Genomic DNA, 15,195 nt, shown 5'->3' on the forward strand with positions numbered 1-15,195 from the left:
AAGCAACTACGGCCCGCACCCCCACGGACAGAACGCGTACAGCGGAGGTGGGCGGGTGTTCCGGACGGCTTGAAAAGAGCCCGCAACCACCACGCCCGAGCAGGCCGGAGGCCTGAAACACCAGACAGCAACTGAGACGGCCGGCCGGAACACCCGCCCACCGCAGCGAGCACCAAGAACAAGGACACCCGCCCGCAGCGAGCACCAAGAACAAGGACACACGCCCACCGCAGCGAGCACCAAGAACAACCACACCGAAAAAGGAAACGCCCCGCCGGGAGAAAGCTAGACGAGCTTCCAGTCGTGGCGGTCCAGGAAGGCGCGCTCGCCGGTGGCGTACTCGGTGAAGGCCTCCTGGACCGCGCCCAGGTCCGGGACGTGCGTGCGGAACATCCGGTTCCTGACGCTGTCCTTGTACTCCAGCTCGTAGCCCGAGACCTCCGGGGAGCTCTGGACGAAGTGCTCGCCGAAGACGACCAGGGCCGTGAAAGGGTTCTGCGGTGACATGGTGGCGAGCGCGTCGGAGATGAGCCGGAGGTCGGGGCCGACCACGATCATCCCGTCGCCCGTCCGCATCTCCATGGTCGGGTAGACGCCTCGCGGGGACAGGTTGTGCACCAGGCCGCGCTGCGGGTCGTAGCAGACCAGCCCGCACTCGGCGGCCAGGGCGAAGACCTCGGCCGACACCTCGTCGGCCTGTTCCGGGTCCATGCCGACCAGGAGGTGGTCCGGGGAGAGCCACCGGGCCCCCGGCAGCCGGTCGGCGAACGCCGTCACCCCGGGGTACGCCTCGGCGTCCTCCCGCTCTCCCCGCTCTCCGGGACGAAGATCCCGCTCTCCGGAGTCGGGATCCGCAAGGGAAGCCGTCCGGTCCCCGGGGTGAGGTTCGGCGCGATGAGGCTCCCCGTGGCGGAGGGACTGGAAGACGGTCTCCGCGTGTTCCCTGGTGATCGGTTTGGGCTCGTGCCAGACGGCCAGTTCGAAACTCACGGTCCCATTGTCCTCCGGGTGCCTTTCCCGGTGGAAAAGGGCCGGACCGATCGGATGATCGGCCCGGAGGACGCGCCGCGGCCGGGGCGTTCACGAGACGCCAAAAGGGTCAGCCCCTGTGTGACCCCAGAGATGAGCCCGCCGTGCCCGCTCATCCTCGTACGGATCGTGAAGCCTCAAACGACCACGTGATCTCCTGCCATCCGGACGCTACGGAGCCCCTGCATATTTTCCGCATATGCCGAAAAAGTTTCACGGACAGCCGGTGATCGAGGATCCGAGGAGCCCGGCCAGTTCGTCCGCCTTCGCCCTGTCCCCGATGACGGTGAAGAGCTCGTGGGCCTCGCGCCAGCACCTGACGGCCTTCTCCCTGTGGCCGGCCGCCGCGTGGGCGAGGCCGAGGCTGCGGAGCGCGCCTCCCAGGTACGTCGTCCAGCTGCGGGTCCGCCACAGCGCCACGGACTCCGTCAGGCGCTCGACCGAGCGCGCGTGGTCGCCGCCGGCGCGGTCGAGGTCGCCCAGGATCCACAGGGCGTCGGCCAGGTGGTGGGTGAGGTTGTAGCGGCGGCTGAGCTCCTCCACGGTGACGGCTGTGGGCCGCGCCCGCTCGTCGCCCTCGCCGCTGTAGAGCTTCGCCAGCGCGAGCAGGGTCATCGCCTCGGACGCCGGGTCCCGCGCGACCCTGGACATGACGAGGGAGCGGTTGAGGCAGTGTTCCGCGGGTTCGGGCTGGCCGGTCTCGACGTACGCGAGGCCGAGGAACTGCAGGGACGTCGCCTCGAAGCGCGGGTTCCCCAGGGTCTCCGCCACCCTCAGCGCGCTCACCAGGTGCGGGATCGCCGAGAGCACCTCCCGCTGGCCGTGCGTGATGCCGAGCGCCAGGTGGGCGCGCGCCCGGCCGCCGAGATGGCCGGTCTCCTCCGCGAGGCGCAGCGCCGTCTCCGCCGACTCCACGGCCTGTTCGACGAACCCCTGCGCGGCCAGGCCCCAGGCGCACATCACGTGGGCGTCCGACAGCCCGCGCAACTCGCCGGCCTCGGTGAACATCTCCGCCAGCCGGACGGCGTTGGTGTGCAGCGCCACCATGGCGCCGCCCTCGTGCTCGACCCCGGTCCAGGTGGTCACGTCGAGCAGCCCGCGCAGCATGACGGCCTCGCCGAGCAGGTTCCCCGCCGTACGGCAGGCCAGCATGGCCCGCTCGTTGAGGCGTCGGCACTCGGAGAAGAACCCGTGGGAGTCGAAGTAGCGTTCGAGGCATCCGGCCAGGTCCCAGGCGAAGTCGTCGAGCCCCAGGGCGCAGGCCTGCTCGATGAGCCCGGCCAGCGCGGTCCGTTCGGCGTTGAACCAGGACAGGGGATCGCGCAGGAGGGGCTCGGCGATGTCGCCGGGCAGCGACCGGCGCGGCGCCGGGCCGTGGAGCACGGCGTAGCAGGCGCCGTGGACGTGCTCCATGGCCTGCTCGGCCAGCCAGAGCCACGCGCCGAACGCCCGGGTCGTCGAGAGCAGGAGCTCGGCCGGTTCCTCCTCGGCCTCCGCGCGCTCGCGGGCGTACAGCCGGACGAGGTCGTGGAAGCGGTAGCGGGCCTGCCCGGTGGAGTCGACCCCGGAGATGGTGGCGAGCTGCGCGTCCACCAGCGACTCCAGGTGTGCCTCCCCCTCCTCGTGCGGGCAGTCGAGCAGCGTGGCGGGGACCCAGCTCGCGAAGCCGGTGACGTCGAGCAGGCCGAGCAGCCGGAAGGCGCGTCGCGTGCTCGCCGGGAGGCCGACGTAGCTCAGGGCCAGGCTCGCCCTGACCGCGCGGTCGCCGACGACCAGCTGGTCCAGGCGCCCGCGCTCGTCGGCGAGCCGCTCGACGAGCCAGGCGACGCTCCGCTGGGGGCGGGCGGCCAGCCGCGCTCCCGCGACGCGCACGGCGAGCGGGATGCGGTCGCACAGCCAGACGAGCTCGGTGGCGGCGGGGAGCTGCGCGGCGACGCGCTCGTGCCCGATCAGCCGGGAGAGCAGTTCCACGGCCTCCTGGGTGCTCAGGACGTCCAGCTCGACCGGTCGCACGCCCTCCAGGCCGGAGAGCCTCGCGCGGCTGGTGACGATCACGGCGCAGCCGGAGGCGCCCGGGAGCAGGGGGCGCACCTGCTGCTCCGACGCCGCGTTGTCGAGGACGATCAGGACGTTCGCGCGGGCCAGGCGGCTGCGGTACAGCGCGGCACGGGCCTCGACCGACTCCGGGATGCTCGAACCGGGCACGCCCAGCGCGACGAGGAACCGGCCGAGCACGTGGCCGGGATCCGCCTGCTCCTCCTCGTGCGCGCCGTGCAGGTCGACGTAGAGCTGCCCTCCGGGAAACCTGTCGGCCAGCCGGTGCGCCACGTGCACCGCCAGCGCCGTCTTGCCGATGCCGCCCATCCCCGTGATGACCGAGACGGTGGTCGCGGAGCGATCGTCCAGCCGGGCGACGAGCTCCCTGACGTGCCGCTCGCGTCCCGCGAAGTCGGCGATGCTCATCGGCAGCTCCGCGGGGGGCTCGCGCGGCCCGGCCGGCCCCGGGCCGGTCTCCTGCCGCTCGTCCCGGTGCTCCGGCCCGTCCCGCTCGTCCCGCCCGTCCTTCGCGCTCCCGATCGCGACCTGCCCGGGGTCCGTCCACTCCCCGGTCAGGATCAGCCGGTGGAGGTCGCGCAGCCGTTCCCCGGGCTCGACGCCCAGCTCCTCGTTCAGCAGGCGGCGGATGTCGGCGTACACCGTCAGCGCCTCGGAACCCCGGCCGGAGCGGGCGAGCGCCGCCATGAGATGCGCCCGCAGGCGCTCGCGGAGGGGGTGCGCGTTCACGTGGCCGGTGAGCTCGGCGACGAGTTCGGGCTGGAACCTCACCGAGAGGTCGGCCTCGACGCGGTCCTCCAGGGTGGCGAGCCGCAGCTCCTCCAGGCGCGCGGCCTCGCCCGACAGGTCCTCGACGAACCGCAGGTCGCCGTACGCGGGGCCGCGCCACAGCAGCAGGGCCTGGTGCAGGAAGTCGGCGGCCTCGTGGTGGTCACCGTGCAGCAGCGCGTCGCGGCCGTTCTTGGCCAGGGACTGGAACCGGTGGACGTCCAGCTCGCCGGGGTGCACGACCAGCAGGTAGCCGCCGTGACGGCGCAGGAGCCGGTCGTGGCCCAGGAGCCGGCGCAGGCGGGAGGCGTACAGGCGCAGGTTGTTGTCGGCCGTCTTCGGCGGGTGCTCGCTCCAGAGCGCGTCCACGAGCAGGTCGTCGGCCACGGAGCCGTTGGCGTGGTGGAGCAGCATCGCGAGCAGGGCCCGCTGTTTGCGTCCGCCCAGGGGAAGCGGCTGGTGGTCGGCCCTCACTTCGACCGGCCCCAGGACGGAGAAGTTCATACCACTCCCCTGGAAGGCTTCGCCGGGGCCAAGTGTGCCCGACCTCCCCCCGACCGTCAATGATCACCAAGAGCTCCCAGGCAGGGGGGCCGGCCGGTTCCCGCGAAGGTCCCGCGGGGCCGGTGTCAGGCGGGCGGCCGGTCGCCGACGGCGACCTTCGACAGCTCCACGGTGCAGAACGCGCAGCGCTTGGCGTCGATCGGGATGTCGCTCAGGCACTCCGGGCATTCCTTCTCGGCCGCCTTCTTGTCCCTGTCGAAGAAGCCGATCAGCCGGGTCATGGGCATCACGACCAGCCAGTAGATGACCGCCGCGATGATCAGGAAGCTCAGCAGGTGGTTGATGAAGTCGCCGTACATGAACTTGGAGCCGTTGATCGTGAACACGTACTGCGAGAAGTCCGGTTCCCTGCCGCCCGTGATCGCTCCGATCAGCGGCGTGATGAGGTCCTTGACCAGTGCCTGCACCAGCCCGCTGAAGGTCGCCCCGATCACGACGGCCACGGCGAGCTCGACGAGGTTGCCCCTCAGCAGGAACTTCTTGAATCCGCCCATCGCCCATGTCCTCCACTTGTGAGGAGGGTCGGACTACCCCCCTGTCGGCGGCCAAACTCCCGTCTTCGCCGGGGTTCCGTCGAGGAGGGAGTGTGTCGGAACGTCGCTGCGCGGAAGCGTACGGGCTGTACGGAACGGTGGACGTGAAAGGCTAATATTCGGCGCAGTTCGCGAGCGAGGTGGCCGGATGGACTTTCGTGTGCTGGGCCCTGTCGAGGCGTTCGCCGACGGCGGGGCGGCACTGGACATCGGCCCCCACCAGCAGCGGCTGGTGCTGGCCATGTGCGTCGTCGCCGCCCCGCGGCCGGTCGGCCCGAGCCGGATGATCGACGCGCTCTGGGAGGGCGACCCCCCTCCGGGCGCGCTCAACACCGTGCAGGCGTACGTCTCCAAGCTGCGCCGCGTCTTCGAGCCGGGCAGGGCGAGGAACGTGCCACCGGCGGTCCTGGTCAGCAGGCCGGGAGGCTACGCGCTGGACGTCCCCGGCGGCGCGGTCGACCTGGGCCGGGCGCGGGGGCACGCGGCCGCGGGCAGGAGCCTGGGGGCCGGGGGCGACCACGAGGGGGCGGCCGGGCGGCTGCGGCTGGCGCTGGGGGAGTGGCGCGGGGAGCCGCTGGCGGACCTCTCCGGCACATCCTGGGCGGTGGAGGAGAGCGCGCACCTGGCCGAGCTGCGGCTCACGATCGAGGAGGATCTGGCCGAGGCGGAACTCGCGCTCGGCCGGGGGGCGGCGCTGACGGGCGGGCTCGTCCATCTGGTCGGCGCCCACCCGTTCAGGGAGCGGCTGCGGGTGCTCGCCGCCCACGCGCTCTACCAGGCGGGACGGCAGGCCGACGCGCTCGGCGTGCTCGCCGAGGGACGCCGGCTGCTGATGGAGGACATGGGCCTGGACCCCGACCCCCGGTCCAGGGAGATGGAACGGCGCATCCTCGGCCAGGACGCCGCGCTGACGCCCCGCGTCGTGGTGGAGGCCGGGCCGGCGGGGAAGGGCGCCGGGCTGGTCGGCAGGGACGCCGAGGCGGAGGTGCTGGAGCGGGCGGTCGCCGGTGACGGGCACCGGACGGTGCTGCTCGCCGGGGAGCCCGGCATCGGCAAGACCAGCCTCGCCGAGCGGGCCGCCGAGGCCGCGCGGGCGCGGGGCAGGCGGGTGGTGTGGGGCCGCTGCTGGGACGGCACCGGCGCGCCGCCCTTCTGGCCCTGGACGCAGGCCGTACGGGACCTGGTCGGCAGGGACGGCGAGCTGGCGCGGCTGGCCGGGGCCGGAGGCGGCCCCGGAACCGGGCAGGCCGGGCAGGCCGGGCAGTTCGCGTTGTACGAGGCGTTCGCCCGGCTGCTGAACGAGCACGGCCGGGTCCTGGTGGTCCTCGACGACCTGCAGTGGGCGGACCCCTCGTCGCTGCGGCTGCTGGAGTTCCTGGCCTCCACCCGGCTCTGTCCCGAGCTGACCGTCGTGGCCACGTACCGCGACACCGACGTGCGCCCCGGCGAGCCGCTGGAGCACGCCCTCGGCGCGCTGCTGCGGTTGCCGCACGTGCGCAGGCTCCTGCTGCGCGGCCTGGCGGAGGAGGAGATCCGCGAGTACCTGGGACGGGCGGGCGCCGACCCCGCCCTCGCCGCGGAGATGGGCAGGCTGACCGCGGGCAACCCGTTCTTCCTGGGGGAGGTGCTGCAGCTGGGGGAGACCCCCGAGGCGCTGTCGGACGTCGTGCGCGGCCGGATGGCCGGTCTGCCGCCCGGCACCGAGGAGGTGCTGACCGTCGCGGCGCTGCTCGGCAGGGAGGCGGCGACCGACGTGCTGACGCGCGTGGCGGAGCTGCCCGGGGAGCGGGTCCTCGACATCGTCGACGCCGCCGTGGGGGCCCGGCTGCTGGTCGAGGGCGACGGGCCGAGCTGCCGCTTCGTCCACGACATCGTCCGCGACGCGCTGCGCGAGTCGCTGCCGCCGCTGCGCCGCAGGAGGCTGCACGCGCGGATCGCCGAGGTGCTGGAGGAGCGGAGCGGGACGCGCCTGACCGAGATCGCCCACCACTACCGCGAGGGCCTGCTGGATCCCCGGACGGCGGGCAGGGCCATCGGCTACACCCGGCGCGCGGCGGCCCAGGCGACCGCGCAGTTCGCCCACGAGGACGCGGTGGAGAACCTGGAACGGGCGATCGCGATGACCGGCCGGCTGGCGGAGCCCGACGACGCTCTCCGCTGCGACCTCCTGCTCGACCTGGCCGAGGCGCAGGCCGCGGCGGGGATGAGCGCCTCGGCCCACGCCTCGCTGGAGGCCACCGCGGAGATCGCCGAACGGCTCGGCGACGACAACCGCCTGGCCAGGGCGGCCCTGGGGTTCTCCGACCCGATCCACCTGGCCATGTACGAGGAGATGACCGGCATCGACCGGCTGGCCGAGCGCATCGACCGGGTCCTCGCCTCGGACCTGGCCGGCGACTCGCCGTGGCGGGCCCGGCTGCTCGCCGCCGCCGCGCTGACCGGCTCCACCACGCGGCCCGTCGGGCGGAGCGTGGAGATGGCGGGGGAGGCGGTGCGGCTGGCCCGCCTCGCCGGTGACGACCTGACCCTGTCCAGGACGCTGATCGCCCTGGAGATCCTGCTGCGTTCGGGCCACGACCACGAGCGCCACGGCGCGGTCGTCGGCGAGATCGTGGAGATCGGCCGCCGCACCGGCGACCTGGCCGTCGAGTGGATCGGCAGGGAGAACGAGTACGTCGAGCTGACCGCCCGGGGGGACGCGGGGCGGGCCGGGGAGCTGCTGGCCTGGCTGCGGGAGACCGCGGAGCGGCTCAGGCTTCCCTCGATGGTGAGCCTGGCCGCCTGGCAGACCGCGGTCCGGGCCTACCTGTCCGGGCGCTTCGCCGACGCGCTCGCCGCGGCCGACGTGTCCGGCGCGGCCCACCCCGAGGGGGCGCTGGGCCGGGACGACGCGTCGCTGCGGCGGGAGGTGTTCCGCTTCCTGTCCCTGCGGGCGGCGGGCCGGCCTCAGGAGACGGACGAGGCGCTAGGACTGGCCGACGAGATGCTGGCCCGCCGTCCCGGCCAGAAGCCCTGGCACATCCTGCGCTGCCTGGCCCTGATCGACCTGGGCAGGACGGCCGAGGCGCGCGACGTCTTCGCCGGCCTCGCCCGCGACGGCTTCGCGGCGATAGACCCGGAGCTGGCGTACCGGTTCGTCCCGGACGCCGTCAGCGAGATCTGCGCGGCGCTCGGCGACCGGGCGGCGGGGAGGGTCCTGTACGCCAGGCTCGCCCCGCACGCGGGCCGGTTGCTGGGCTGGTCGCCGGCCGACCTGTGCCTGGCCAGGCTGGCGCTGCTCGACGGTGACGGGGACCGGGCGAGGGCCCACCTGCGGGCGGCCGAGGCGTTCACCGCCGGGGCGGGGCTGCGCGTCCACGAGCCCGCGCTCCGCGCGCTGGCCGGGACGCTCCGCCCGCCGGGGGCGTGATCGGCGGTGACGCCCCGGAACCCGCCCGCCGGGGGCGTGGTCGGCGGTGAGGCCCCGGAACCCGTGCGCCGGCCGAGACACTCCGCCCGCCGGGGGCGTGATCGGCGGTGAGGCCCCGGAACCCGCCCTCCGGAGGCGTGATCGGCGGCGGCGCCCCCAAGCCGGTACCGACCGGCACGTTTCGCATGCGCCGGGAGGGTTAGGTGGTAAAGGGCCGACGTGCCGTCGCCGGGGTCTGAGATGAGCGTCACAGGAGGGGAAACACGCGCATGGCCACGCGAACACCGGGCATACTCCTGCACCGCTGAAAGGCGGTGCGTTGACATGCTTTCCCCATCGACCGCGTTCGCCCAGACTTCCGGGAGAAGTTCGCAGTACGGCGTCGTGCCGTGTTCTCTCCCCCGCCTCAAGGCGGGGATCTCCACGTTCAAGAGGGACTGATGATCGAGATCTGGCCGGGTGACCCCTATCCCCTCGGGGCCACCTACGACGGCGCGGGAACCAACTTCGCGCTCTTCACCGAGGCCGCGGAACGCGTCGAGCTGTGCCTGTTCGACGAGGAGAACAAGGAGACCAGAGTCACCCTCACCGAGTGCGAGGGCTTCGTCTGGCACGGATACCTGCCGGGCGTCGGCCCCGGGCAGCGGTACGGCTACCGCGTCCACGGCCCGTACGACCCGCCGAGAGGGCACCGGTGCAATCCGGCCAAGCTCCTGCTCGACCCGTACGCCAAGGCGGTCGAGGGGGACGTGAACTGGGACGAGGCGGTGTACGGCTACCGCTTCGGCCACCCCGACAGCCGTAACGACGCCGACTCGGCCCCGTTCATGCCGCGCTCGATCGTGATCAACCCCTTCTTCGGGTGGGGGCACGACCGGCCGCCGAGCACGCCGTACCACGACACGGTGATCTACGAGGCGCACGTCAAGGGCCTGACGATCAACCACCCGAAGATCCCCGAGCGGATCCGCGGCACGTACGCCGCGATCGGTCACCCGGAGATCGTCGATCACCTGACCGCCCTCGGGGTGACGGCGATCGAGCTCATGCCGGTGCACCAGTTCGTCACCGACCACGTCCTCTCCGAGCGGGGGCTGACGAACTACTGGGGCTACAACAGCATCGGGTTCTTCGCGCCGCACAACGCCTACTCCAGCACGGGGCAGCGCGGCGGGCAGGTGCTGGAGTTCAAGGCCATGGTCAAGGCCCTGCACGAGGCGAACATCGAGGTCATCCTCGACGTGGTCTACAACCACACGGCCGAGGGCAACCACCTGGGCCCGACGCTGAGCATGCGCGGCATCGACAACGCCGACTACTACCGCCTGGTCGACGACGACAAGCGCTACTACATGGACACCACGGGCACCGGCAACAGCCTGTTCATGCGCTCCCCGCACGTGCTGCAGATGATCATGGACTCGCTCCGCTACTGGGTCATCGAGATGCACGTCGACGGCTTCAGGTTCGACCTGGCCTCGACGCTGGCGCGCGAGCTGCACGAGGTCGACCGGCTGAGCGCCTTCTTCGACCTGGTCCAGCAGGACCCGGTGCTGTCGCAGGTCAAGTTGATCGCCGAGCCGTGGGACGTCGGCCCCGGCGGCTACCAGGTGGGAAACTTCCCCGCCAGGTGGACCGAGTGGAACGGCATGTACCGCGACACGATCCGCGACCTGTGGCGGGGCGAGCCCGCCTCGCTGCCCGAGTTCGCGTCCCGGCTGACCGGCTCCAGCGACCTCTACCAGGACGACAGCCGCCGCCCGGCCGCTTCCATCAACTTCGTCACCTGCCACGACGGCTTCAGCCTGCAGGACCTCGTCTCGTACAACCACAAGCACAACGAGGCCAACGGCGAGGACAACCGCGACGGCGCCGACGACAACCGTTCCTGGAACTGCGGTGAGGAGGGGCCCGCCTCGCTCGCGATCGAGTCCCTGCGCGAGCAGCAGAAACGCAACTTCCTGACCACGCTGTTCCTGTCGCAGGGCGTTCCGATGATCTCCCACGGCGACGAGTTGGGCCGCACCCAGCGGGGCAACAACAACGTGTACTGCCAGGACAACGAGCTGAGCTGGGTCGACTGGTCCGACATCAGGGAGAACTGGCTGCTGCTGGAGTTCACCCGGCGGCTGGCCAAGCTCCGCGCCGACCACCCGGTCTTCCGGCGGAGGCGGTTCTTCTACGGGCGGCCGGTGCGAGGCTCGGAGGACAACCTCAGCGACATCGCCTGGCTCACTCCGAGGGGGGAGAAGATGACCGACGCCGACTGGAACGTGGGGTACGCCAAATCGCTGGCCGTCTTCCTGAACGGCGAGGCCATCACCGAGCCCGACCGCCGGGGCCGCCAGATCGTCGACGACTCGTTCCTGCTGCTGTTCAACGCCCACCACGACGTCATCAAGTTCACCCTTCCGAAGGACTACGGCGAGATGTGGCTGACGGAGATCGACACCGCGATGCCGATCACGGTCGACACCCGGGTCTGCCGGGCCGGAGAGAGCGTGCCGGTGGTCGGCCGCTCGGTGAGGGTGCTGCGCCGTGTCTGAGCCCGTGACCCAGCCCGTCCCCGAGCCCACGCCCGAGGTCGTCCCCGGGCCCGCCCCGCTGGAGCCCGCGCCCGGGATCGTCCCCCCGGAGTCGGTGCCCGAGCCGGAGCCGGTACCCGGCCCCGGCATGCCGCCGGACCCGCTGCCCGACACCCCGCCCGCCGTCCCGCCGCAGGTCGCCCACGACGAGATCCTGCCGGAGTCCGTCCCCGGGACCAGGACCGGCGAGGACGTCCCCGACCTGGCGGAGCTCCCCGAGGAGACGCCCGCGCCCCCGCCGCCGCCGGGCTCCTACGGGGTGCCGCTGTCGACCTACCGGCTCCAGCTCACCCCCGACTTCGGGTTCGGGAAGGTGGCCGAGCTCGCCCCCTATCTGCGGGACCTGGGGGTGAGCCACGTCTACCTGTCGCCGATCCTGCAGGCCGTGCCGGAGTCGCGGCACGGCTACGACGTGACCGACCACTCGCGCGTCCGCGAGGAGTTCGGCGGCGTCGAGGGGCTGCGGGAGCTGTCGGCGACGCTGGCCCAGCACGGGATCGGCATCGTCGTCGACATCGTGCCCAACCACATGACGATCCCGGTGCCCGAGTCGGGCAACGCCCAGCTGTGGTCGGTGCTCAAGGACGGGCCGGAGTCGCCGTACGCGTCCTGGTTCGACATCGACTGGTCCGTCGAGGACGGTGAGAGCGGCGGCGGCAGGGTGAACATGCCGGTGCTCGGCGACTCGGGTGAGGCGGTGGCCGACGGCGACGTGCTGCGCTACCACGACCACGAGTTCCCGCTGCCCGACACGCACTACCGGCTCGTCGACTGGCGGCGCGGGCCCGGCTACCGGCGGTTCTTCGACGTGTCCTCGCTGATCGGGGTGCGGGTGGAGGACCCCGGGGTGTTCGACGCCACGCACGCCGTCATCCTCTCGCTCGTCGAGGAGGGGGTGATCCAGGGGCTGCGGGTGGACCACCCCGACGGGCTCGCCGAGCCGCGCGGCTACCTGGCGCGGCTGCGCGAGCGCTCGGGCGTGTGGACCGTGGCGGAGAAGATCCTGGTCGGCTCCGAGCGGCTGCCCGCCGACTGGGAGTGCGACGGCACCACCGGCTACGACACGCTCAACCGGATCACCGGGCTGTTCGTCGACCCGGCGGGGAAGGAGCCGCTGGTCGAGCTGTTCGCCCAGCAGACCGGGGTGCGCGACGACTACGCCGCCGTGGTCCGCGAGTCCAAGGCGGAGGTCCTGGACCTGTTCTTCGGCGCCGAGATCGACCGGCTGCACGCCGTCGTCGGCTCCGACCGCCGGACGCTGGTGGAGCTGCTCGCCGCGATGCCGGTCTACCGGGCCTACGCGGTGCCTGGCGAGCCGGTGCCCGAGCTCTCGACGCGGATCGTCGAGGAGGCCGGGCGGGTCGCCGCCGGGCGGTTGCCCGAGGGCGCCCCGGTGGCGGAGGTCGTCGAGCGGGTCCTGAACGGGCCCGCCGAGGCGGTCACCCGCTTCCAGCAGACCTGCGGCCCGGTGATGGCCAAGGGCGTCGAGGACACCGCCCTCTACCGCTGGTACCCCCTGTCCTGCCTCAACGAGGTGGGCGGCGAGCCCGACCGGTTCGGCGGGAGCGTCGAGGAGTTCCACGCGTTCTGCCGGGAGATGTCGCCGGGCACGATGACGACCCTCTCCACGCACGACACCAAGCGCTCCGAGGACGTACGGGCCAGGCTGGCCGTGCTGTCCGAGCTGCCCGGGGAGTGGGCGGCCGCGGTCGGCGAGTGGTCCTCGAAGGTCTCCTTCGACCCGGCCCTCGACTACCTGGCCTGGCAGAACCTGATGGCCTCCTGGCCGATCGGGCCCGACAGGTTCTTCGACTACCTGTTCAAGGCGGCCCGCGAGGCCAAGACCTCGATCTCCTGGGCCACCCCCGACCCGGCCTACGAGCGCGGCATCCGCGACTTCGTGAGCCGGGCCGTCGAGGAGTGCGGCGCCTCCGTCGCGGAGTTCGCGGCGAGGATCGAGCCGTACGCCAGGTCCAACTCGCTGGGCCAGAAGCTCGTCCAGCTCATGCTGCCCGGCGTGCCCGACCTCTACTGGGGCAACGAGATCACCGACTTCTCCCTGGTCGACCCGGACAACCGGCGCCCGGTCGACTTCCCGCTGCGCCGCCGGATGCTCTCCTCGGCCCAGGCCCACGCGAGCCAGGCCCACCCGGACGAGGAGCACCCGAGCCCCGCCGCCACCGGCAGCCTGTCGTGGGACGAGGCCAAGCTGGCGGTCACCGCCCGAGCCCTGGACCTGCGCCGGAGGCTGGACCCCGAGGCGCCGTACGTCCCCGTCGAGGCCGGGGAGCACGCGGTCGCCTTCGCCAGGGGCGAGCGGGCCGTGACGGTGGCCACCCGGCTGCCCGTCGGCCTGGAGCGGCGCGGCGGCTGGAAGAGCGACACGCTCATCCTGCCGCGCGGCACGTGGCGGGACCTGCTGTCCGGCACCGAGCACACCGGCCGCATCCCGCTGGCCCACCTGCTGGCCGTCCACCCTGTCGCGCTTCTGGAAAGGGACTGACGCATGTTCGAGGTATGGGCGCCGGCGGCCACGGCGGTGGACGTGGAGCTCGGCGAGGTCCGCTACCCGATGTCGTCCGCCGGGGGCGGCTGGTGGACGGCGGAGGTGTCCGGCGCCGGGCACGGCACCGACTACCGCTTCCGGCTGGACGGGGGCGAGGCGCTGCCCGACCCCAGGACCCGCTGGCAGCCCGAGGGGATCTTCGGGCCGAGCCGGGTCTACGACCACGACCGCTTCGAGTGGGGCGACGCCCTGTGGAAGGGCCGTGACCTGCCGGGCGCGGTCATCTACGAGCTGCACATCGGCACCTTCACCCCCGAGGGCACCTTCGACGCGGCAATCGGCAAGCTGGAGCACCTGGCGGAGCTCGGCGTCGACTTCGTGGAGGTCATGCCGGTCCCGCCGGTGCCCGGCGGGCGCAACTGGGGCTACGACGGCGTGGACCTGTGGGCCGTCACCGAGACCTACGGCGGCCCCGACGGGTTCAAGCGCTTCGTGGACGCCTGCCACCGGCGCGGGCTCGGCGTGATCCTCGACGTCGTGTACAACCACCTGGGGCCCTCCGGGAACTTCCTGGCCCCCTTCGGCCCGTACTTCCACTCCAGCGCCTCCTCCTTCTGGGGGCAGGCCGTCAACCTCGACGGCCCCGGCTCCGACGAGGTGCGCGCCTACTTCGTCGGCAACGCGCTGCAGTGGCTGCGCGACTACCACGTCGACGGCCTGCGGCTGGACGCCGTGCACGCCCTGCACGACGACCGGGCCGTGCACCTGCTGGAGGAGATCGCCACCGAGACGGAGGCGCTGTCGGCGGCCGTGGGCAGGCCGCTCACGCTCATCGCCGAGTCCGACCTCAACGACCCCCGGCTGATGACCCCGCGCGAGGCCGGGGGGTTCGGGCTGGCGGCGGCCTGGAACGACGACGTCCACCACGCCCTGCACGTGGCGGTGACCGGCGAGCGGCACGGCTACTACGACGACTTCTACGGCGCGCTGCCCAAGGTGCTGACCCGCGCCTACTACCACGACGGGACCTACTCCTCCTTCAGGGGCCGCTCCCACGGCCGCCCGGCGACCCACGTGCCCGGCTACCGATTCGTGTGCTGCGCGCAGAACCACGACCAGATCGGCAACCGGGCCGAGGGCGACCGGATGGAGCCCGAGGCGCTCCGGCTGGCCGCGGGCCTCCTGCTGACCTCGCCGTTCACCCCCATGCTGTTCATGGGGGAGGAGTGGGGGACGCGGGCGCCGTTCCTGTTCTTCACCGACCACGTCGAGCCGCAGTTGCGCGAGGGCGAGGGCGACCGGCGGCGGCGGGAGTTCGTCGGCTTCGGCTACGACGACTGGGCGGAGAAGGCGCCCGACCCCGGCGAGGAGATGACGTTCCTGCGTTCCAAGCTCGACTGGAGCGAGCTGGACGACGACGCCCACCGGGCGCACCTCGACTGGTACCGCGCCCTGATCGCGCTGCGCCGCGCCCACCCCGAGCTGACCGACCCCAGGCTGGAGCGGGTGCGGGTCGACCACGGCGAGTCCTGGCTGGTCGTGCACCGGGGCGGGCTCAGGGTGGCGGCCAACCTCGGCCCGGTCGCGCTCACGGTCAAGCTCGGGACGGGCCGGTTCGCGCCCGGCCACATCCTGCTCGCCTCCGACCCGTCGGCGACGACGGAGGGGGAGGAGCTGTTCCTGCCTCCCCGCTCCCTCGCGGTGGTGAGACTCGACCCGGCCCTCTGAGCCGCTCCTTCACGAGGG

At 72.6% G+C, this 15,195-nt stretch carries 7 protein-coding genes; 4 read left to right on the forward strand and 3 right to left on the reverse strand.

Translation table 11 applies throughout. The features are described from left to right. Positions 1-285: 285 nt before the first annotated feature. The 3 genes from ACFYWM_RS34055 to mscL form a co-directional block, all read right to left on the reverse strand. Complete coding sequence (locus ACFYWM_RS34055) at positions 286-990, reverse strand: hypothetical protein (RefSeq protein WP_389922394.1); 705 nt, start codon at positions 988-990, stop codon at positions 286-288. A 252-nt stretch (positions 991-1,242) separates the two neighbouring features. After that, entirely contained in the window at positions 1,243-4,356 is a 3,114-nt protein-coding gene (locus tag ACFYWM_RS34060) for a BTAD domain-containing putative transcriptional regulator (RefSeq protein ID WP_389922397.1), read from the reverse strand. Between the two features lie 125 nt (positions 4,357-4,481). After that, on the reverse strand, positions 4,482-4,910 hold the full coding sequence (mscL, locus tag ACFYWM_RS34065; protein ID WP_389922400.1) for a large conductance mechanosensitive channel protein MscL: 429 nt from the start codon (positions 4,908-4,910) through the stop codon (positions 4,482-4,484). A 187-nt stretch (positions 4,911-5,097) separates the two neighbouring features. Here mscL and ACFYWM_RS34070 point away from each other — a divergent pair, with 187 nt between their 5' ends. From ACFYWM_RS34070 to treZ, 4 genes are all read left to right on the forward strand, one after another. Further along, entirely contained in the window at positions 5,098-8,358 is a 3,261-nt protein-coding gene (locus ACFYWM_RS34070; protein ID WP_389922403.1) for a BTAD domain-containing putative transcriptional regulator, read from the forward strand. 440 nt (positions 8,359-8,798) lie between these two features. Further along, positions 8,799-10,904, forward strand: coding sequence for a glycogen debranching protein GlgX (gene glgX, locus ACFYWM_RS34075; protein ID WP_389922406.1), 2,106 nt, complete (start codon positions 8,799-8,801; stop codon positions 10,902-10,904). Next, positions 10,897-13,446, forward strand: a complete 2,550-nt coding sequence (treY, locus tag ACFYWM_RS34080) for a malto-oligosyltrehalose synthase (protein WP_389922409.1) — start codon at positions 10,897-10,899, stop codon at positions 13,444-13,446. The genes glgX and treY overlap by 8 nt, the downstream gene beginning before the upstream one ends. 3 nt (positions 13,447-13,449) lie before the next feature. Continuing rightward, positions 13,450-15,177 carry a malto-oligosyltrehalose trehalohydrolase gene (treZ, locus tag ACFYWM_RS34085; protein WP_389922412.1) on the forward strand — a complete coding sequence of 576 codons (1,728 nt, stop codon included), beginning with the start codon at positions 13,450-13,452 and terminating at the stop codon, positions 15,175-15,177. The last annotated feature ends 18 nt before the right edge of the window (positions 15,178-15,195 follow it).

Source organism: Streptosporangium sp. NPDC002721, assembly GCF_042888905.1.
Lineage (GTDB): Bacteria > Actinomycetota > Actinomycetes > Streptosporangiales > Streptosporangiaceae > Streptosporangium.

Bases quoted from the DNA above. Each gene is read 5' to 3' on its own strand.
- glgX (WP_389922406.1), top strand. From the start codon at position 8,799: ATGATCGAGATCTGGCCGGGTGACCCCTATCCCCTCGGGGCCACCTAC.
- mscL (WP_389922400.1), bottom strand. From the start codon at position 4,910: ATGGGCGGATTCAAGAAGTTCCTGCTGAGGGGCAACCTCGTCGAGCTC.
- ACFYWM_RS34070 (WP_389922403.1), top strand. From the start codon at position 5,098: ATGGACTTTCGTGTGCTGGGCCCTGTCGAGGCGTTCGCCGACGGCGGG.
- treZ (WP_389922412.1), top strand. From the start codon at position 13,450: ATGTTCGAGGTATGGGCGCCGGCGGCCACGGCGGTGGACGTGGAGCTC.
- ACFYWM_RS34060 (WP_389922397.1), bottom strand. From the start codon at position 4,356: ATGAACTTCTCCGTCCTGGGGCCGGTCGAAGTGAGGGCCGACCACCAG.